We start from the raw sequence: 19,434 nt of genomic DNA on the forward strand, positions 1-19,434 counted from the left end.
TTCCCGCAAGGGACGCGGATCACAGCGATCCGCGTCCCTTGCGGCTTTTCTCCCCCGCGCACGGCAGGTAAGGTAAGGGTTACCTCAGTCCCCGGGCCCTGATCGGCGGTGAACCGCGTGTACGTCTGCTCCTGCTTCGGCATCACCGAGGGCCAGGTCCGGCAGCACGCCGCCGAGGGGCGCTGCACGCCGCGGCAGATAGCCTCCGCGTGCAAGGCCGGCACCGACTGCGGCTCCTGCGTCAAGCGCATCCAGGCCCTGCTGGGCCGCGGTGACGGCTGCGTGACCCGGGGCAGGCTCGCGCCGGAGGGGCGGGCCGCCCAGGCCCCGGCCGCACCCGCGGCTCCCGCGGATGCCCCGCAGGCCGCTCCGCCGGTCCCGGCGCCGCTCAGGCGTCTGGCTGCTTGACCACCTGCGCGAGGTAGAGCGGCTCGCCCAGTTTCTCGATCAGCTCCAGCTGGGTGTCCAGGTAGTCGATGTGCTCCTCCTCGTCGGAGAGGATCGACTCGAAGATGTTCTTGGACGTGTAGTCGCCCTTCGCGTGCATCAGCTCGACACCGCGCCGCAGCCGGTCGATCGCCTCGACCTCCACCTGCTTGTCGGCCTCGAACATCTCGGTGACCGTCTGCCCGACCCGGACGTGGAAGAGCCGCTGGTAGTTCGGCAGGCCCTCCAGGAAGATGATCCGGTCGGTGAGGATCTCGGCGTGCCGCATCTCGTCGAAGGACTCCGCCCTGGTGTGCTTCGCGAGTCTCAGCCAGCCGTAGTTCTCCTGCATCTTCGCGTGCAGGAAGTACTGGTTGATCGCGGTCAGCTCGGCGGTCAGCTGTTCGTTGAGGAACTCGATGACCTCGGGGTCGCCCTGCATGGCAGCGCCGTCCTTCCCGTCCGGACAAGTGGGGGTCGGGCGCATCCTCGCACTACGCGGGCATCCGTTCCAGTAAGTGCACACTTACGTACTGTGGTGGCTTTTGTCCCGCCTTGTCCGCCGTGGGCGGGCGGTCACGAGCACCGGGCCGGGTCTGTCACCATGGAGGCATGGGTCGGTACGAGGGTCGCGCGGGGGAGCTGCCGCCGGGCCAGCGGATCCAGCGGGGCTGGCCGGTCACCCACTACGGGCCCGTTCCGCGGTTCAAGCCGGACCGCTGGGAATTCCGCGTCTTCGGCGCCACCGCGGACGGCGGGACGACGTCCTGGAACCACCCGGAGTTCTCCGCGCTCCCCTACGACACCGTGGTCGCCGACTTCCACTGCGTCACGAAGTTCTCGATGCTCGGCCTCGAATGGGGCGGCGTCGCCACCTCCACCGTCGTGAAGCTCGCGCCGCCCGCCGACGACGTCACCCACGTGATGGTGTGGGCCGAGTACGGATTCAGCTCCAACCTGCGGATCGAGGACTTCCTCGACGACCAGTCGATATTCGCCACCCACAAGGGCGGAGAACCCCTCACCGCGGAGCACGGCTTCCCCGTCCGGCTCGTCGTCCCCCGGCTCTACGCCTGGAAGGGCCCCAAGTGGGTCCGCGGCATCGAGTACATGACCGCGGACCGCCGCGGCTTCTGGGAGGAGCGCGGCTACCACAACCTCGGCGACCCCTGGCGGGAGCAGCGCTACTCCTACCAGGAGGAGCCGGGCGACGGGCCGGAGCTCTAGGCCGGCGAAGGCCTGCGTCCCGGGCCCCGGGAGCGGGCGCCTCAGCGCACCCAGAGGGTGACCGTGGCGCCCTTGGGAGCCTGGCTGCCGCCGCCCGGGGACTCGCTGAAGACGGTGTCGCCGAAGAAGAGGCTGATCACCCGCACGTCAAAACCCGCGGCCTTGAGCGTCTTCTCCGCCTCGTCCTGCTTCTGGCCCTTGACGTCCGGCACGGGGAAGAGCTGCTGGCCCTTGGACACCGTGATCGTCACGGTGTCGCCCTTGGCCGCCTGCGTGTTGCGGTCCGGGGTCTCCAGGGCGACGGTGTCCTTGTCCGCCTCGTCCGAGAACGCCTTGTCCGGCGACAGCACGACCTGGAAGCCCGCGTCCTGGAGCGTCTGCTGCGCCTCCGTGACCGACGAGCCGATCACGTCCGGGACGTCCACGGGCGAGCCGCGGGAGACGGTGAGGGCCACGGGTGTGCCCGGGGCGATCTCCCGGCCCGCGGGCGGGTCGGTCACGATGACCGAACCCTGCGGCACCGCGTCGTTGAACGACTTCGCCACCGTGCCCGGCACCAGCCCCGCGTCCTTCAGCTCCCGCCGCGCGTCGGAGAGCGTGCGCCCCGCCAGGTCCGGCACCTTCACCTGGCGCGGGCCCTCGGAGACCGTGAGCGTCACCGTCCCGTTGCTGCGGATGCGCCTGCCGGGCGCCGGGTCGGTCGAGATCACGCTGCCGCGCGGCACCGTGAGCGAGTAGTCCTTGCGCACCTTCGTGTCCAGGCCCGCGGCGTCCAGCTTGTGCTGCGCCTCGGCCTGCGGCAGCGCCAGCACGCCCGGCACGTGCGTGAACTGCCCGTCGTTGATGTACCAGACACCGCCCGCGACACCGAGCACCACCAGCAGCGCGGCCAGCAGCGTCAGCACCCCGCGCCGGCCGCGCCGGGCCGGGCCGCGCCCCGCCCGTCCGCTCCCGCGGGGACCGCGCGGCGGAGCGGCGGGCGTGTCGTCGACGCCGTACGCCTCCTCGTCCGCGGGCCGCCGCGGCAGCAGCCGGGTCGTGCGGTGCAGCTCGTCGTCCTCCCGGCCGCGGCCCGTGGGAGGGGCGGGCATCGCGAGGACCGACGCCGGGTGCGCGACGCTCGTCGGGTCCTCCGACCCGGCCGGCACGGCGTCCCGCACCTCCCCGGAGGCCGCGCGGTGGTCCAGCTCCCCGTCCGTCAGCTCCGCGCGCACCGCCCGCACTTCCGCGAGCAGCGCCACGGCGTCCGCCGGGCGGCCCGCCGGATCCCGGTCGGTCGCCCTGGCCACCAGCGCGTCCAGTGACGGCGCGAGCCCCGGCACGGCGGCGGAGGGCGGCGGCACATCCTCGTTGAGCCGCTGGACGATGACCTCCATCGCGGTGTCGCCCTCGTACGGCTTCGCGCCGGTCAGCATCTCGTACAGCATCACGCCGCACGCGTACACATCCGTCCGCTCGTCCACGTGGCCGTGGCCGATCTGCTCGGGCGCCAGGTACGACACCGTGCCGAGCAGCGCGCCCGAGCTGCTCGTCTGCGCGTCCACACCCCTGACCAGGCCGAAGTCGGCGACCTTGACCCGGCCCGCGTCGCCGATCAGGACGTTCTCCGGCTTGGCGTCGCGGTGCACGAGCCCGGCGCGGTGCGCCGCCCCCAGCGCCGCGAGCACCGGCTCCAGCACGTCCAGCGCCGCCCGCGGGGTGAGCGCGCCGCGCTCGCGCAGCACGTCCCGCAGCGTGCAGCCCGCGACGTACTCCATGGCCAGGTACACGTACGTGCCGTCCGTGCCCTGGTCGAAGACGCCCACGACGTTCGGGTGCGACAGCCGTGCCACGGCCTTCGCCTCGCGGATGAACCGCTCCACGAAGCCGCCGTCCGCCGCCAGCCCGGGGTGCATGACCTTCAGTGCCAGTACCCGGTCGAGCCGGGTGTCCAGGGCGCGGTAGACCGTGGCCATCCCGCCGACGGCGATCCGGGCCTCGACCCGGTAACGCCCGTCCAGCGTCTGCCCGACCAGCGGATCCTGCACGGTGGTGTCCACGACGCCCGATTCTACGAGCCGGGTACGACGCCGGTCCCCGTTCGCCGCGGCACTGTGGCGATGCCGTGGCGAACGCCGCCAAACCGTGACCATCGGCGCCACCCGGGAGCGGCCGCCGCGCCCCCCGGGGGCGCGCTGCCGGACCGGCGTCCGGCGGCGCGGCGTGATCAGAACGCCGGCCGCTCCGGATCCAGGTCGGCGACGCCCTCCGTGGGGGAGGAGGCCAGGGCGTGGTGGCGGCGCGGGATGCGGCCGGCGTGGTGGGCGAGGCGGCCGGCGGTGACCGCGTGGCGCATCGCCTCGGCCATGACCGCGGGGTGCTGGGCCCGGGTCACGGCGGAGGCCAGCATCACGGCGGCGCAGCCGAGTTCCATCGCGAGGGCGACGTCGGAGGCGGTGCCCGCGCCCGCGTCCAGGATGACGGGGACGCCCGCGCGCTCGGTGATCAGCCGGAAGTTGTGCGGGTTGCGGATGCCCAGACCCGAGCCGATGGGGGAGCCCAGCGGCATGACCGCCGCGCAGCCGACGTCCTCCAGCTTCCGCGCCAGCACCGGGTCGTCGCTGGTGTACGGCAGCACCGTGAAGCCGTCGTCGACCAGCACCTCGGCGGCGTCCAGCAGCTCGACCGGGTCGGGCAGCAACGTCCGCTCGTCCGCGATGACTTCGAGCTTGATCCAGTCCGTGCCCAGCGCCTCCCGCGCGAGCCGCGCGGTCAGGACCGCCTCGCCGGCCGTGAAGCAGCCCGCGGTGTTGGGCAGCACCCGGATGCCGAGCCGGGCGAGCACCGACAGCACGGAGCCCTGCGTGGTCGGGTCCAGGCGGCGCATCGCCACCGTGGTCAGCTCCGTGCCGGACGCGACGAGCGCGTGCTCCAGCACGTCGAGGCTGGGCGCCCCGCCCGTCCCCATGATCAGCCGCGAGCCGAACGCGACGCCGCCGATGAGCAGCGGGTCGGCTGCCGGGGGTGCCGCCGCCGCGGGTGCCGTCGTCGTCATGGCTCAGCCTCCCTGGACCGCGGTGAGCACCTCGACGCGGTCGCCGTCGGACAGCGGGGTCGACGACCAGCGGGTCCGCGGGACGACCGTCTCGTTGAGCGCCGCGGCCACACCCGAGGGCGCGGTGGTCAGCGCCGCGACCAGGGCGTCCAGGGCGACGGGAGCCTCCAGCTCGCGGGCCCGGCCGTTGACGTGCACGGTGATCCGCGCGCCGTCCGGCGTACGCGTGGCGCTCATACGTTCAGCTCCTGGTAGGTCCGCGGCTCCCGGGCGGTGAACCGCTGCGCCCCGAACGCCGCCGCGTACGGCGGGAGTTCCCCGTCCTGCGAGGTCAGTACCGCCGCCATGGCATCGCCGGTGACCGGCGTGAGCAGCACCCCGTTCCTGTGGTGGCCGGTCGCGAACAGCAGCCCGTCCAGCGCGGTGCGGCCCAGCAGCGGGGCGTTGTCCGGCGAGCCGGGGCGCAGGCCCGCGAGCGTCTCGGTGAGCGGCAGCTCCGTGATGCCGGGCACCAGCTCGTGCGCGTCCCGTAGGAGCTCGTAGACCCCGCCGGCCGTCACCGTGGTGTCCCAGCCGAACTCCTCGCTCGTCGCACCGAGCACCAGCTCCCCGTTGTCGCGTGGCACCAGGTACACATGGCTGCCGCGGACCACCGCGCGGACCGTACGCGACAGGAACGGCGCGTGCGACGCCGGGATGCGCAGCCGCAGGATCTGGCCCTTCACCGGGCGCACGGGCGGCAGCAGCTCCGCCGGTATGCCGTCGATCCGGCCGCTCTCGCTGCCCGCGGCCAGCACGGTCTGGCCGGCGGCCACCGCCGTGCCGTCCGCCAGCACCGCACCCGTCACCCGGCCCGCCGCCGACTCGACCCGCGCGGCGCGCGACCGCAGGAACACCACGCCCGCCAGCTCCGCCGCCCGCAGCAGGGCCGCCGCCAGCCGCCGCGGATCGACCTGGTGGTCACCGTCCACCCGCAGGCCGCCGCGCACACCGGGCGCGAGCATCGGCTCCAGACGGCGGCACTCACGGCCCGTCAGCCAGCGCGAGTCCAGGCCCAGCGCCGTCTGGAAGGCGTGCAGGTCGCGCAACTGGGCGCGGTCGTCGGCGTCCAGCGCCACCGCGAGAGTGCCGCAGCGGCGGTAGCCGGTGTCCAGCCCCGTCGCCTCCGTCAGCTCCTCGGCGAAGTCCGCGTAGCGGGCGGCGGAGGCGAGGTTCAGCTCGAGCAGCGCCTGCTCCCCGTACTGCAGTTCCGTGACGGCCGCGAGCATGCCCGCTGCCACGTGGGCGGCTCCGCCGCCGGGGGCGGGGTCGGCGACGGCCGTCCGCAGGCCGCGCTGGGCCGCGCGCCAGGCGGTGGCGAGGCCGATGATGCCGCCGCCGATCACCAGTACGTCGGTTTGCGTCCGCATGGACGTCAGCTCCTCCCTTCGCCGGAATGACCCGGATCAGGTTCCTACGGTCGGCGGCGACCAGCCGCCCTCTCAGCCCGGTCCACCGGGCTCCCGCGAGTCCACTCGGGGTTCACCCTATCTCGCGCCGGAGGCGCACCGGGGGGCGCGCCGGGGGTGCACGGTGCGGGGGGGGCCGCGGGCCCCATGGCGGTGGGGTGTTCGCGGCGCACCCCGCGCCCCTGGGGGGCTGCTTGCGGTGGGGGTTCGCCGTTCCGCCGGTGGTGGGTTGCTCGCGCGGTTCCTCGCGTCCCTGGGGGGTGCGGCTTGGGGTGGGCGGTTCGCCGTTCCGCCGGTGGTGGGTTGCTCGCGCAGTTCCTCGCGCCCCTGAGGGGGTGCCGCTTGCGGTGGGTGGTTCGCCGTTCTGCCGGTGGGGGCTGGTCGCGCAGTTCCTCGCGCCCCTGGGTTGCCCGGCGGGGCATCGCGCTGTCTGTGCGGGGGTGGGTCGGGTGCCACTCCGGGGGTACCTCCTCGGAATGCGCGTCTGACCTCTCCCTTGTCCGGTGGGGGAGTGGGTGCGCATTCCTGCGGGGGCACCCCCGGATCGTCCCCCTCCCGGGGACTCGTGGGCGGCTGCCTGCCGGTGGGGGTGAAGTCTTTGAGGGACTGCGGTTCGCCCCCGACGGCGAGTGCGCCCCACAGGTGGACAGAAGTTGTCGCAATCACCTGCACGGGTGGTGGGGGTGGGAACACCCCGCGCCGCCAGGCGCGGGAAACCCCCGCGGCGGGTCAGCCGCCCACGCACCCCGGGCGGCCACCGCCCGAACGCAGCGCCGCCAGGCGCGGGCACCCCCCGCGGCGGGACAGCCGCCCACGCACGGGCAGGCGGGCACCGCCCGGAGCGGCGCCGCCAGGCGCGGGCACCCCCGCGGCGGCGGGGGAGCCGCCAACGCACCGGCAGGCGGGCACCGCCCGAACGCGGCGCCCGCAGGTGCGGGCCCTCCGGCGGGGAAGCGGCAAGCCCCGTTGCCGGCGGCACGCCACCGGCGGCGGCCGGGGGGCGCTACGGTGAGGTGGTGAGCGACCGCACCGGGAGATTCGTGATCGTCGGGGCCGGCATGGCCGGCGTGCAGACCGCCGTGGCCCTCAGAGAGCTCGGCTCGGCGGACGGGATCACGCTGATCGGCGACGAACCGCACCCGCCGTACGACCGTCCGCCGCTGTCGAAGGCGGTGCTGCTGGGGGGTCCGGCGGGGGGTGATGTCACCTTCGACGTGGATTTCGACGCCCTGGGGGTGGATCTGCGGCTGGGGGTGCGGGCGCAGGCGCTGCGGGTGGCGCAGCGCGAGGTGGTGACGGACGCGGGCGCGGTGCCGTACGACCGGCTGGTCGTGGCGACGGGGGCGTACCCGGTGGCGCTGCCGGGGACGGCGGGGCTGCCCGGGGTGCACCTGCTGCGGACGCTGGACGACGCCGCGGAGTTGCGGCCGGTGCTGGAGGCGGGGCAGGACGTGGTGGTGGTGGGGGCGGGCTGGATCGGCGCGGAGTTCGCGACGGCGGCCCGCCAGGCGGGGTGCACGGTGACGGTGGTGGAGGCGGCGGACCGCCCGCTGGCGGGGGCGCTGCCGGCGGTGGTGACGGCGCACATGCGGACCTGGTACGAGGCGGCGGGGGTGGAGCTGCGGACGGGGACGCCGGTGGCGCAGCTGGAGCCGGGCGCGGTGGTGCTCGCGGACGGCAGCCGGATTCCGGCGGAGGCCGTGGTGGTGGGGATCGGGGCGCGTCCGCAGACGGGCTGGCTGGCCGGCGCGGGGGTCGAACTGGGGGCGGACGGCGCGGTGGTGGCCGACGACCGGCTGCGGACGACCGCGCCCGGCGTGTTCGCGGTGGGCGACTGCGCGTCCTTCCCCTCGGCGCGTTACGGGGAGCGGCTGCTGATCCACCACTGGGACAACGCCCTGCAGGGCCCGCGGACGACCGCGGCGAACATGCTGGGCGGCGACGAGGTGTACGACCCGGTGCCGTACTTCTGGTCGGAGCAGTTCGGGCGCTTCGTGCAGTACGCCGGGCACCACGACGACGCGGCCGACACGCTGCTGCTGCGCGGCGACCCGGCGTCGGAGGCGTGGTCGGCGTGCTGGTTGCGCGGGGAGCGGCTCGCGGCGGTGCTCACGGTGGGCCGGCCGCGGGATCTGGCCCAGGCGCGCAAGCTGATCGCCCGCTCGGCGTCGGTGGATCCCGCGCTGGCCGCGGATCCGGCGGTCCCGCTGACGGCGGCGGCGCGGTAGGCGGAACGGCCCATGCGGCGGGGGCGCCCCGCAGCGCTTGTCGGTGGCAGGTGGCAGGCTTGTCCCGTGACTGTTTTCTCGTCAGTTGACGCACATATCGACGCGCTCGTCCCCGATTGGCTCACCCTCCCCGAGGTCGCCGACCGGCTGGGGCTCGACGTGACCCGTATCCGCCCGCTCATCAAGGAAGGGCAATTGCTCGCGGTCCGCCGCGGGGAGAACAGGGTGCTGATGGTGCCTGCCGCCTTCATCGGCGAGGGCAAGATCATCAAGGGCCTGTTCGGCACCCTGACCGTCCTGAAGGACGACGGGTTCTCCGACGAGGAGGCCCTGGAATGGCTCTTCACGCCCGATGAGACCCTGCCCGGCACCCCCGCGCAGGCACTGCGGGAGAATCGCGGGACCGAGGTGAAGCGCCGCGCCCAGGCGCTCGCCGTGTAGACCCGCGGCGACCGTCCGCCGCCCGCCCCGGGGGAGCCGCCCGTATGACCAGCAGCACGGCACGCGAACGGCTGGCGGACGCCCGGCTGTACCTGTGCACCGACGCCCGGCAGGAGCGCGGCGATCTCGCGGAGTTCGCCGACGCCGCGCTGGCGGGCGGGGTGGACGTGATCCAGCTGCGGCAGAAGGGCATCGAGGCCCGCGAGGAGCTGGCGGCCCTCGCGGTCCTCGCGGACGCGTGCCGGCGGCACGGGCGGCTGCTCGCCGTCAACGACCGGGCCGACGTGGCGCACGCGGCGGGGGCGGACGTCCTGCACCTGGGGCAGGGCGATCTGCCGGTGCCCGCCGCGCGCGCCCTGCTCGGCGAGGGCGTGCTGATCGGCCGCTCCTGCCATGCCGAGGCGGAGGCGGCCGCGGCGGCCGTGCAGCCGGGCGCGGACTACTTCTGCACCGGCCCGGTGTGGCCGACGCCGACCAAGCCGGGCCGCCCGGCCCCCGGCCTGGACCTGGTGCGGTACGCCGCGGGGCTCGGTACGGACCGGCCGTGGTTCGCGATCGGGGGCATCGACGCGGGCAACGTCGGCGAGGTGCTGGCGGCGGGCGCGCGGCGGATCGTGGTGGTCCGGGCGATCACCGAGGCCGCGGATCCGTACGAGGCCGCCCGGGGGCTCGCGGGAGCGGTACGCGCGGCGGTGGGGGCCTGACGGCGGGGGCCGCGTCAGCGCCGGTCCTGGGGGGCTGTCCACAGGGTGGACGGGAAACGGTCTTATGCGGACATATTACCCGTTCTGGTGACGCTCGGTCGCCGACCGCGGTTAGCCTGCACTCATGGCCCTGGGAACCCCGTCCACGCGCACGGACCGAGCGACCACCATCCGTGAGCTGCTCGCGTCCGGACACCGCTCGTACTCCTTCGAGTTCGCCGCGCCCAAGACGGAGAAGGGCGAGCGGACGCTGTGGAACGCGATCCGGCGCATCGAGGCGGTGCAGCCGACCTTCGTGTCGGTCACCTACGGCGCCGGCGGCTCCTCCCGCGAGGGCACGGTCCGCGCCACCGACCGGATCGTCTCCGACACCACGCTGACCCCGTGCGCGCACCTGACCGCGGTGAACCACTCGGTCGCCGAGCTGCGCAACATCATCGGCCAGTACGCCGACGCCGGGATCCGCAACATCCTCGCCGTGCGCGGCGACCCGCCCGGCGACCCGATGGGCGAGTGGGTCCCGCACCCGCAGGGCCTGACGTACGCGGCCGAGCTGGTGCGGCTCATCAAGGAATCCGGCGACTTCTGCGTGGGCGTCGCCGCCTTCACCGAGAAGCACCCGCGCTCGACGGACCAGGCCGCCGACACCCGGCACTTCCTCGACAAGTGCCGCGCGGGCGCGGACTTCGCCATCACCCAGATGTTCTTCGACGCCGACGACTACCTGAGGCTGCGCGACCGGGTCGACGCGGCGGGGTGCAGCACCCCGATCATCCCCGAGATCATGCCGGTGACGAACGCGCGGCAGATCGCGCGCTTCGCACAGCTCGGCAACGCCCCCTTCCCCTCCCGCGTCGCCGACCGCATCCTTGCGGTGCAGGACGACCCGGCGGCGGTGCGGGCGATCGGCATCGAGTTCGCCACCGAGATGTGCCACCGGCTGATGGCCGAGGACATCCCGGGGCTCCACTTCATTACTCTTAACCACTCCACCGCATCGCTGGAGATCTACGAGAATCTGGGACTGCACCAGCGGGCGTAGCCACGCCCGCGGCGGCTCCCCGGTGAGGAAGTGGGCCCCATGGGCTTCTCGGTGCTCTACGTCGCCTTCGGCATCGTCGCGCTGTGGCTGCTGGGCGAGGTGCTGCTCCAGTACAAGGCGCGGCTGCGCTGGCGTGCGCTGGCCTTCGCCGGTTTCACGGGGGTCGTCGCCGGGGTCGCGATGCGGGAGCCGCTGCTGATCATGGCGGGCGCGATCGCGTTCGGCATCGGGCAGGCCCAGGTCACGCTGTCGTACAAGCGGGGCTTCGCCGCGGGCTGGGCGCTGCGCGGCGGCCCGCTGGCCGACCGGCTGCGCGGCGGCGGACGCCCGGCTCCGCGCAGCGGGCCCAGGCTGGAGGTCGGGCCGGTCGAGGCGGACGGCTTCGGCGGCACCGGGCAGCAGGACGCCGACGAGGGCGGGCCGGAGCAGATCGCCGACCCCGGCAGCGAGCGGGAGGACGTCTACCAGCCGGTGCCGATGCACGAGGACAGCGGCGAGTACCCGCTCTACGGCAGCCCGGCCCACACCGCCGACCCCTACGCGACCCGCGGCTACGGCTACGGCTACGGCGACGACAGCGGCTGGGCCCCGCAGCCCGCGGCGACCTCGTACGGCTACGGCGACGGGCCGGGCGCGGGTGCGGACGGCTACGGCTGGGGCGGCGACCAGGCCGCGGCCGCCGGGCACGGCCACCCCGGGCAGCAGCCGGCCCCCGGCGGCTACGGCTACGACCAGGCGCCGGGGCAGCAGCAGGACCACGGCTACGGGCAGGGCTACCCGCAACAGCCCGCCGCGGGCTACGAGCACTACCCGTACGCCCCCGGCGACTGGGCACCGCAGCCCCCGCAGCCCGCCGACCCGTACGCCTACGGCTACCCCTACCAGGAGCAGTACCCGCAGCAGGAGGAGCCGCCGTACATCCCCCAGCAGCAGCCGTACGGCGACCAGCAGCCCCAGCCCTACCAGCCGCAGCCCGCGGATCCGTACGACCCCTACCGCTACTGAGGACCGCCCGCTACCGGCCCCCTTCGCCCAGCAGCGCGGGCAGGCGGGCCGCCGCCGTGCCGAGCCCGGAGGGGATGCGCCAGGGCTGCGGCGCGGACGGGGCGGCGGGCGACGGGGCGGCGGCCGCCGGGAAGTGGCGCAGCAGCGACTCCTCGTCGTAGCGGCGGCAGCCGCGGTGCCAGTTCAGGATCCCGGCCATCCAGTCCCGCAGTTCCTGGGCGTAGCCGTCCAGTGCCTGCCGGGCCGCCCGGCCGAGCCGGAACTCCCCGTAGAGCGCGGGCAGCTGGGATTCGGTGATGTGCTGGAACTCCTCCATCCGTGCGGCCATGAGGCGGCCCACCACCCGCATCGCCTCGGGCGGGCCGCATTCCAGGAACTTCTGCACCACCAGCACCGCGTTGTGGATATCGCCCTCGAACTGGATCTCCTTCTGGTACGAGAACACGTCGTTGAGCAGGCACGCGAAGTCCGCCGCGGCGGACTCCATGGCCCGGACCGGCCGGGAGCGGTAGACCTCGGGCGGCAGCACGCCGCCGTGGCCGATCCGGGACAGGCTCATCGTCAGCCCGGAGCCGAAGGTGTCGCGGCGCATCTCGATGTAGTCCACCGGGTCGGGGATCCGGTTCTGCCGGAGGTTCACCAGCTCCCACAGCCAGCTCGCGGTCATGTCCTCGACCGCGGTGCGGAAGGCGCAGCGGGCCTCCCGGCTCATCGGGTCCGCCGTGCGGCGCCACAGGTCGGCCAGACCGCGTTCCAGCGCGGTGAGCGGCGGCGGCACGAGCCCGGCCTCCAGCGGCATGAACAGCCGCAGCCGGTCGGTGGTCAGCCGGGCGGCCGGCAGGTCGCCGGCGCGGCCGAAGACCTGCGTGTAGTAGTCGTCGCCGTAGGTGCCCCACGCCAGCCACTGGGTCGTCAGGTCGAGCGCCTGCTCGGTCGCCTCCGGGTGGATGCCCGCCGCGCACAGCGCGAGGTCGTAGTCGGCGAGCTGCTGCGCGTCCCACACCCCGCCCGGCACCGGGACGCCGGGCGCCGGGCCCAGCAGGCCCATCCGCTCGCACCACGTGGCGCAGTGCTCGCGGGCGGCGTCCAGGTGCGGGCTCAGCCGCAGTGCGAAGGGCATCGGGATCTCCGGCGGCGGCACCGGGCCCACCCGCTCGTACCGGACGTGGCTGAAGGAGCGCAGCCGCTGCGGCATCGTCGCCGTGAGCGAGCCGAGCACCGCCGCCGCCGTGCCCAGCCCCGTCGGGCCGCCGAGCCCGCCCCCCGCGGCCGCGGGGCCGCTCACGGCGCCCGCGGCGCCCTCCCCGGCGCCGTTCATGTAGCGGCTGGAGCGCATGTGCCACTCGTGGCCGCCGGACTGCCAGTCCTGGAGGCCCTTGACGTACGCGAGCACGTCCCGCCGCTCGGCGGGGCCCAGGCCGTACTGGTCCGCCAGCGGGCCCACCTCGGTGAGGGCGGTGTGCTCGAACTGCTGGAGGCGTGACGTCAGCAGCTCGTTGACCAGGTCGGCGGCCTCCTGGGGGGCGACGCCGAGGAAGCGTTCCAGCACCAGCACCGCGTTGGCCAGCTCGCCCTCCTGCTCGGTCTCGCGCTGGTAGGAGAACAGGTCGTTGCGCAGGTGGACGCCGTCGGCGAAGGTGTCGCGCAGCACCCGCAACGGGCGGCTCGCGGCGATCGCCGCGGGCACCTCGGCCGCCGCCGCGTGCTCGACGAGATTCGCCGACCAGGGAGCACCGCCCACCTTGCGGCGCATCTCGATGTACTCGACGGGGTTGGAGATCCGGCCCGCGCTGATGTTGCCGAGCTCCCACAGGGACTCCTCCAGCAGGGCGCGGGTGCTCTGCCGGAAGCGCCGCCGCCAGTCGTCCGACATCGCCGGCACCGTACGCGCCCACAGGTCCGCGAGGCCCGCCTCCACCTGGTTGGCGGGCTCCGGCGCCGTCTCGCCGGGGCCGAGCGGCATGAAGCCGGGCAGCCGGTCCAGATAGGCCTTCGCGCCCGCCATGTCCTGCGTGCGCTTGAAGACGTCCAGGAAGTGGTCGTCGAAGAAGAACACCCAGACGTACCAGTCGGTGACGAGGTCCAGCTCCGGTCCCGAGGCGTCGGGATGGGTGTACGCGCACAGCAGCGCGTAGTCGTGCGCGTCGAGATCCGACTCCTCCCAGATGCCGGACCCCTCCAGCATGCCCATCCCGCGCGCCCACTCCTTGGTGTGCGCACGCGCCCGCTCCAGACGGGGGTTGAGGCGGGCCGGATACGGGACGTAGAAATCCGGGAGTTCGAAGGGCTGGGACATGTCGGAAGGGCCTTCCGGTCGGCGATCACAGAGCCTGAGATCACGCTAAGTGATCGACCGGTCGCGCCGTGAGGGGCCGCGGGCACAACCCCTCGATGAGCTGAATTCGGCCCGGGGCCCGATTAACGATCTTGCGGGGCGGTCATGTGCACCGCCGCCGGGCGCGCCCGGCAGCCGTCCGCAGGGCCTCGCGCACCGCCGCGGCTCAGCGGCTGCCGCCCGGCCCGCCCGCCACCAGGTCCGCGGTGATCGCCGCCGACATGCCCGCGTGGGGCAGCCCGCCCCCCGGATGCGCCCAGCCGCCGACCGCGTACAGCCCCGGCAGCGGCGAGCGGTTCGCCGCCCGCAGCAGCGCCCCGCCCGCCCCGGCCAGCGACGGGGCCGGCACCGCGCCGCCCGCGGCCCCGGTCTCCCGCTCGACGTCCGCCGGGGTGCGCACCTCGCGCCACAGCTCCCGCTCCCGCAGCCCCGGCACGGCCGCCTCGGCGGCCGCCACCACCCGCTCCGCGAAGCCCTCCGCCGCCCCCGGCGCGTTCCAGTCCACCGCCCGCGGCGCGCCCGGCGCGCCGTGCGCGGGCACCGGCACGGTCAGCGTCACCGCCTCGTGGGCGCCGTCCGGCCGGGTCGCCGGGTCGTCGGGCCGCAGCACGGTCACGGTCAGGGCGCCAGGCGGCGGCAGCGGTGCGGGGCGGCGGGCGAAGAGCCAGTCCAGCGCCCCCTGCCGGTCCGCCGCGTGCACCACCGTGCGGTGCGCGCAGCCCGACGGGCGCGAGCCGCGCAGTGCCAGGTGGACGCTGAAGCGCCCGGGCTCGCCGCGCGGGCCGGTGAAGGACCAGGACGCGCCCTGCCCGCCGTCGGCCGCGGCGGCGAGCGAGGGCAGCGGCGCCCCGGCCACCACGATGTCGGCCGGCACCTCGCCCCCGTCGGCCAGCCGCACCCCGGTGACGCGCCCGCCGTCGGCCAGCAGCCCGGCCACGGGCGTCTCGAAGCGGAATTCCACCCGCCGCTCGCGGCACCGGTCGTACACCGCCTCGGCCAGCGCGCGCACGCCCCCGCGGACGTACCAGACGCCGAAGGTCGCCTCCAGGTACGGCAGCACGGCCGCGGAGGCCGGTCCCTCGCGCGGGTCGACGCCCTGCGCCAGCAACTGGCTCTCCAGCAGCGCCACCAGACGCGGGTCGCGCAGCTCGGCGGCGGCGACCCGGGCCAGCGACGGCCGGTGGCGGCCCGGCCCGAAACCTCGTCTGAGCACCGGGTACGGGTCGCGTGCGAAGACCCGCGGGTCGGCCGGCAGTGCCTCCTCCAGCATCGGCCGCCGCATCACCTCCCACGTCTCGCGTCCCCGCACCAGCAGCTCCGCCCAGCGCTCGCCGCTGCCCGGGCCGCAGGCGGCGTCCAGGGCCGCGACCGTGCCGGAGCGCGAGGCGTTGGGGAGCGTCACCTCCGTGCCGTCCGCGAAGACGTGACGGGCCGCCGGATCGACCTCGGCCAGGCCGACGACGTCCTCCAGCGCGGCCTTGCCGGTCTTGACGAACAGGTCGCGGTAGACCGCGGGCAGCGTCAGCAGGCCGGGCCCGGTGTCGAAGGTGAAGCCCTCCCGCGCCAGCCGCCCCACCGCGCCGCCGTAGCCGCCGGTGCGCTCCAGCACCACCACCCGGTGGCCGCCGACCGCCAGCCGTGCCGCCGCCGCCAGCGACGCCATACCCGCGCCGATCACCGCAATCCGTGCCATGCCGTGGACTGTAGCGGCGGCCGCGGACTCAGACCGGCGCCGGGGTGCCCTTGCGGCGGCCCGCGCGCAGCTCCTTGCGGCGCAGCCAGTAGCGCCGGATGCGGGAGAGGAGGAAGAGCACCGTGGCGATCCCCACGGCCAGCGCCGTGCCCGCGACGACCGCGGCCGCCACCGGGTGGAAGAGCGCGAGGACCACCAGCGCCGCCACCCCCACGTCCTCGGTGAGGCTCAGCACGATGTTGCTCACCGGCTCCGGCGAGGTGTTGACGGCCATCCGCGTGCCGGCCTTGACCAGATGCGTCAGCAGCGCCGTGGTGCCGCCCACCGCGGCCGCCGCGAGCTGCGGCAGCGAGCCGTCGTGCCCCGCGAGCAGCGCGGCCACCACCGCCCCCGCCACCGGACGGATCACGGTGTGCACCACGTCCCACACCGAGTCGAGGTACGGCACCTTGTCGGCCACCGCCTCGCACAGGAACAGCACGGCGGCGACCACCAGCACGTCGGTGCGCTGCAGTGACAGCGGCACCTCGTCGGTGGCCCCGGTGGCACCCATCAGGCCGAGCAGCAGGACGACGGCGTAGGCGTTGATCCCGCTCGCCCAGCCGCTGGTGAAGATCAGCGGAAGTGCGGACATGACCGGGACTCTAACCAGACCGGCCGCCGCCCGCCCGGAGTTGGCCGGACCCGGCCGCGGACGGGGGAGGCCCCGGGTGAGTACGGCTACCTAGGCGCCGGGATGAGTAGCCGTACGGATGGCGCCGGGCGCGCGGCGCGGAAGAGTGGGCGGCGGGCAGGCACCCCAGACACACCGCCGGCACGGGGCGGCGGTAGGGACGGGCGCCCGCCGGCAACGGGGGTTGTCATGGGGGGCGCCGTTCCGGCCCGGTCCGCGCTGGGGGGCGGACCGGGCCGGAACGGCGCAGCGGCGGCCCCGGCGGACGGCCCCGGCCTCAGGCGCGGCGGGACGGCCCGCCCAGCGCCCCGCCGACCCGGCCCTGGAGCAGCCGCGACAGCGCCGCGTGCACGTCCTCGACACTGCGCTCGGGCTGGAAGGCCTGCCAGTCCAGTGCCGCCACCAGCACCATGCCGAACAGCGCGGACGCCGTGAGCGGCACGTCGATCTCGTCGCTCAGCTCCCCGTCCGCGACCGCCGCGGCCAGCACCTCCTCGACCACCGACACCGCCTCGGTGCGCACCAGCGCCAGCGTGTCCTGCCAGGCCCTGTTCGTACGCCACAGCTCGGCCACGTACAGCTGCGTGAAGGACGGGTGGCGGACGATGAAGGTCAGCCCGGCCAGGATCATCGCGTCCAGCGCGTCCACCCCGCTGCCGCCGCGCTCCCGCGCCGCACCGGCGGCCTGCCGCAGCGCGTCCCGCAGGCGCCCCACGCCGTCCCGCAGCAGCTCCTCGAACAGGTCGTTCTTGCTCGCGAAGTTGTAGTAGACGGTGCCCTTCGCCACGCCCGCGCGCTCGGCGATCTCGTCGACGGTCGTGGCGGAGAAGCCCTGCTCGGCGATGAGCGTGACGGCCGCCGCGTAGAGCTTGCGGCGGGTGGCCTGGCGTCGTGCGGTGGTCATGGCCCGATTCTGCCCGCAGCAACGGGGGCGGCGTGGGGTGATCTTGCCGGAAAACCCCCGGCAACAGCAGTGAAATCCCCACGGGGGCGGCGATATCCGCAGGTCAACACGCATTGTCAGTGGTGGGCCCCACTATGGGGCGTACGGACACACGTACGGAGAAAGTGAGGCTCGCCATGGCACTTCCGGTCAGCGACGTCCACCCTGTGCTGCGCCGCGCCACCGCATCACCCGCCGCCCTCGACCTGCTCACCCAGGCCCACCTCGGACTCACGGAGGCCGCCGGGCTCGACGCCCCGCACGAGCGGTACGCCACCGCTCATCTCGCCGCCCTGCGCACCGCGGCCGCGGTGCTCGCCGCCCGCGGCCGCCCCGAGGCCGACCCGCGCCGCCGCCGCAGGATCCGCAGCGTGTGGGAGGTGCTCCCGGAGATCGCCCCGGAGCTGTCCGAATGGAGCGCCTTCTTCGCCGGCGGCGCCGACCGCCGGGCGAGGGCCGAGGCCGGTATAGCCACCGCGGCCGGGCCCCGCGAGGCGGACGACCTGGTCCGTGCCGTGACGATGTTCCTGCGCCTGGTGGAGCGCATGCTGCTGCTGCGCCCCGCGCTGGACGGCTCCGCCCCGCCGGTCGTCGCCCCGGAGCCGCCCGGGGCCGAGTGACGGGCGCGCGCCCCGCTGCGGGCGGCGTGCAGGGCCTACAGTGGGGTGCGCAGGCCCGGAACGCCAACGTCGCCTGGGCTGCCCACGCCAATGCCGACGCCACCGTCGCCCGCGCCGCAAGGAGCCGTCCGCCATGTCCCGTCAAGCAGGGGTGGACCCGCTGCGCCCCCGAGCCGCCCTGCGCACCGCCGTGGTCTGGGAGGTGCTGCGCGAGGCGCTCGAGCGGCGCGCCAAGGCCGCGGACAGCCCCGTCCTCGACGTCCTGGACACCGGCGGCGGCACGGGCAACTTCGCGGTGCCGGTGGCCCGCCTCGGCCACCGGGTCACCGTCGTCGACCCCAGCCCCGACGCCCTGTTCGCACTGGAGCGGCGCGCCGCGGAGGCGGGCGTCACCGACCGCGTCAGCGGCGTCCAGGGCGACGCCCAGGGCCTGCCGGACGTCGTCACCCCGGACGGCTACGACATGGTCCTGTGCCACGGCGTGCTCGAGTACGTCGACGACCCGGCCGAGGGCGTCCGCCATGTCGCCGCCGCCCTGCGCCCGGGCGGTGCGCTCAGCCTGCTCGCCGCGGGCCGCGGCGGCGCCGTCCTCGCCAGGGCGCTCGCCGGGCACTTCGCCGAGGCGCAGCACGCCCTCGGCGACCCGGACGGCCGCTGGGGCGCCGGCGACTCGCTGCCCCGCCGCTTCACCGCCCAGGAGCTGACCCGCCTGGTCGCCGAGGCCGGTCTGCGCACCGCCTCCGTGCACGGCGTGCGGATCTTCGCCGACCTCGTCCCCGGGGTGCTCGTCGACACCGAGCCGGGCGCCGCCGAGGCGCTGCTGCGGCTGGAGCTCGCCGCGGCCGAGGACCCGGGCTTCCACGCCGTCGCGACCCAGCTGCACGTTCTCGCCGAGCGGGCCTGACGGCCACGCGGCCGCCGCGCGGACGTCCGCCTGGCGGCCACCGCCCGGCGGCTCCGAGGCCCGCGCCCCCTCGCGCGTGCGGGACGGCACAGGGGGAGTCGGTCACAGCCCCGCCCACGGCGCGTTTCCTCACCGTATGCTGGCATGACGCGGCAGCGGACGGGGAATGAAGGACCCGTCGGGTTGGCGCACAGGGGCGGGTGTCACGGGGGCGATTCCCTGCCTATCCTGAAAGGGTCGGACCGGTCGCCTCCGCGGCCGTCGAAGAGGAGGTCTCCGTGCCGCTCTCGGAGCACGAGCAGCGCATGCTCGAGCAGATGGAGCGAGCGCTCTACGCCGAAGATCCCAAGTTCGCGTCGGCGCTCGAGGGTACCGGGCTGCACACCTTCACCCGGCGCCGCGTGTATCTGTCGGTCGCGGGCTTCCTGGCCGGTGTGGCGCTGCTCGTCGGCGGCATGATCGCCGAGCTGACCGTGCTCGGAGTGGCGGGCTTCGTCGTGATGCTGGTCTTCGCGGTGCTCGCGGTGACCGGCTGGCGCAAGTCGGGCAGGCCGCTGGAGCAGCCTCCCGCGCTCGGCCCCGGCGGCCGTCGAGGCCGTGTCGGGCGGCGTGAGCCGCGCCGGGGGACGGTCATGGACCGCATCGAGGAGCGGTGGCAGCGGCGCCGCGACGAACAGCAGGGCGGGCGTTAGCCCCGGTCGGACCACCTGC

19 protein-coding genes and 1 riboswitch are annotated in these 19,434 nt (G+C 75.0%); of the genes, 10 read left to right on the top strand and 9 right to left on the bottom strand.

Features of this window, described 5'->3' with window-relative positions; genetic code table 11:
* Positions 1–117: 117 nt before the first annotated feature.
* Positions 118–408 carry a bacterioferritin-associated ferredoxin gene (locus ACH4SE_RS23985; RefSeq protein WP_398545551.1) on the top strand — a complete coding sequence of 97 codons (291 nt, stop codon included), beginning with the start codon at positions 118–120 and terminating at the stop codon, positions 406–408.
* On the opposite strand, the gene bfr is transcribed toward ACH4SE_RS23985, so the two are convergent.
* Entirely contained in the window at positions 389–868 is a 480-nt protein-coding gene (gene bfr, locus ACH4SE_RS23990) for a bacterioferritin (RefSeq protein WP_398545493.1), read from the bottom strand. The genes ACH4SE_RS23985 and bfr overlap by 20 nt on opposite strands.
* Before the next feature lie 170 nt (positions 869–1,038).
* Here bfr and ACH4SE_RS23995 point away from each other — a divergent pair, with 170 nt between their 5' ends.
* A complete protein-coding gene (locus ACH4SE_RS23995; protein ID WP_398545494.1) occupies positions 1,039–1,653 on the top strand; it encodes a sulfite oxidase-like oxidoreductase in 615 nt (204 codons plus the stop codon).
* Between the two features lie 41 nt (positions 1,654–1,694).
* Here the strand turns inward: ACH4SE_RS23995 and pknB are convergent, their stop codons facing one another.
* The 4 genes from pknB to thiO all read right to left on the bottom strand — a co-directional run bounded on the left by pknB (position 1,695) and on the right by thiO (position 6,096).
* A complete protein-coding gene (gene pknB, locus ACH4SE_RS24000; RefSeq protein ID WP_398545495.1) occupies positions 1,695–3,692 on the bottom strand; it encodes a Stk1 family PASTA domain-containing Ser/Thr kinase in 1,998 nt (665 codons plus the stop codon).
* Positions 3,693–3,859: 167 nt separating this feature from the next.
* Positions 3,860–4,687, bottom strand: coding sequence for a thiazole synthase (locus tag ACH4SE_RS24005; protein ID WP_398545496.1), 828 nt, complete (start codon positions 4,685–4,687; stop codon positions 3,860–3,862).
* Positions 4,688–4,690: 3 nt separating this feature from the next.
* Positions 4,691–4,924, bottom strand: a complete 234-nt coding sequence (gene thiS / locus ACH4SE_RS24010) for a sulfur carrier protein ThiS (RefSeq protein ID WP_398545497.1) — start codon at positions 4,922–4,924, stop codon at positions 4,691–4,693.
* The gene (gene thiO, locus ACH4SE_RS24015) at positions 4,921–6,096 is read right to left on the bottom strand and encodes a glycine oxidase ThiO (RefSeq protein WP_398545498.1); all 1,176 of its coding nucleotides are present in this window, start codon (positions 6,094–6,096) and stop codon (positions 4,921–4,923) included. Before thiO ends, thiS begins: the two co-directional genes overlap by 4 nt.
* Positions 6,093–6,203, bottom strand: a riboswitch (TPP riboswitch). Its footprint overlaps the gene before it by 4 nt.
* Before the next feature lie 948 nt (positions 6,204–7,151).
* On the opposite strand from thiO, the gene ACH4SE_RS24020 reads away from it, so the two are divergent.
* The 5 genes from ACH4SE_RS24020 (at position 7,152) to ACH4SE_RS24040 (ending at position 11,555) form a co-directional block, all read left to right on the top strand.
* On the top strand, positions 7,152–8,363 hold the full coding sequence (locus ACH4SE_RS24020) for an NAD(P)/FAD-dependent oxidoreductase (RefSeq protein ID WP_398545499.1): 1,212 nt from the start codon (positions 7,152–7,154) through the stop codon (positions 8,361–8,363).
* A gap of 66 nt (positions 8,364–8,429) precedes the next feature.
* The gene (locus ACH4SE_RS24025; RefSeq protein WP_398545500.1) at positions 8,430–8,804 is read left to right on the top strand and encodes an Rv2175c family DNA-binding protein; all 375 of its coding nucleotides are present in this window, start codon (positions 8,430–8,432) and stop codon (positions 8,802–8,804) included.
* 44 nt (positions 8,805–8,848) lie between these two features.
* Positions 8,849–9,508, top strand: a complete 660-nt coding sequence (thiE, locus tag ACH4SE_RS24030; RefSeq protein WP_398545501.1) for a thiamine phosphate synthase — start codon at positions 8,849–8,851, stop codon at positions 9,506–9,508.
* A gap of 124 nt (positions 9,509–9,632) precedes the next feature.
* On the top strand, positions 9,633–10,550 hold the full coding sequence (gene metF / locus ACH4SE_RS24035) for a methylenetetrahydrofolate reductase [NAD(P)H] (protein WP_398545502.1): 918 nt from the start codon (positions 9,633–9,635) through the stop codon (positions 10,548–10,550).
* A 39-nt stretch (positions 10,551–10,589) separates the two neighbouring features.
* The gene (locus tag ACH4SE_RS24040) at positions 10,590–11,555 is read left to right on the top strand and encodes a hypothetical protein (protein WP_398545503.1); all 966 of its coding nucleotides are present in this window, start codon (positions 10,590–10,592) and stop codon (positions 11,553–11,555) included.
* 10 nt (positions 11,556–11,565) lie between these two features.
* Here ACH4SE_RS24040 and ACH4SE_RS24045 read toward each other — a convergent pair whose 3' ends face one another.
* From ACH4SE_RS24045 to ACH4SE_RS24060, 4 genes are all read right to left on the bottom strand, one after another.
* Positions 11,566–13,851: a germacradienol/geosmin synthase gene (locus tag ACH4SE_RS24045; RefSeq protein WP_398545504.1), complete on the bottom strand. Its 2,286-nt coding sequence runs from the start codon at positions 13,849–13,851 to the stop codon at positions 11,566–11,568.
* A 205-nt stretch (positions 13,852–14,056) separates the two neighbouring features.
* Positions 14,057–15,583, bottom strand: coding sequence for a phytoene desaturase family protein (locus ACH4SE_RS24050; protein WP_398545505.1), 1,527 nt, complete (start codon positions 15,581–15,583; stop codon positions 14,057–14,059).
* A 28-nt stretch (positions 15,584–15,611) separates the two neighbouring features.
* Positions 15,612–16,217, bottom strand: a complete 606-nt coding sequence (locus ACH4SE_RS24055; RefSeq protein WP_398545506.1) for a DUF4126 domain-containing protein — start codon at positions 16,215–16,217, stop codon at positions 15,612–15,614.
* Positions 16,218–16,533: 316 nt separating this feature from the next.
* Positions 16,534–17,160 carry a TetR/AcrR family transcriptional regulator gene (locus ACH4SE_RS24060; protein ID WP_398545507.1) on the bottom strand — a complete coding sequence of 209 codons (627 nt, stop codon included), beginning with the start codon at positions 17,158–17,160 and terminating at the stop codon, positions 16,534–16,536.
* 176 nt (positions 17,161–17,336) lie between these two features.
* Between ACH4SE_RS24060 and ACH4SE_RS24065 the strand changes: the two genes are divergently transcribed.
* The 3 genes from ACH4SE_RS24065 (at position 17,337) to ACH4SE_RS24075 (ending at position 19,415) form a co-directional block, all read left to right on the top strand.
* Positions 17,337–17,819 carry an SAV_6107 family HEPN domain-containing protein gene (locus ACH4SE_RS24065; protein WP_398545508.1) on the top strand — a complete coding sequence of 161 codons (483 nt, stop codon included), beginning with the start codon at positions 17,337–17,339 and terminating at the stop codon, positions 17,817–17,819.
* A gap of 133 nt (positions 17,820–17,952) precedes the next feature.
* Positions 17,953–18,723: a methyltransferase gene (locus tag ACH4SE_RS24070; protein ID WP_398545509.1), complete on the top strand. Its 771-nt coding sequence runs from the start codon at positions 17,953–17,955 to the stop codon at positions 18,721–18,723.
* A 278-nt stretch (positions 18,724–19,001) separates the two neighbouring features.
* Entirely contained in the window at positions 19,002–19,415 is a 414-nt protein-coding gene (locus ACH4SE_RS24075) for a DUF3040 domain-containing protein (protein ID WP_398545510.1), read from the top strand.
* Positions 19,416–19,434: the final 19 nt, after the last annotated feature.

The organism is Streptomyces sp. NPDC020983, assembly GCF_044333485.1.
In the GTDB taxonomy this organism is placed as follows: domain Bacteria; phylum Actinomycetota; class Actinomycetes; order Streptomycetales; family Streptomycetaceae; genus Actinacidiphila.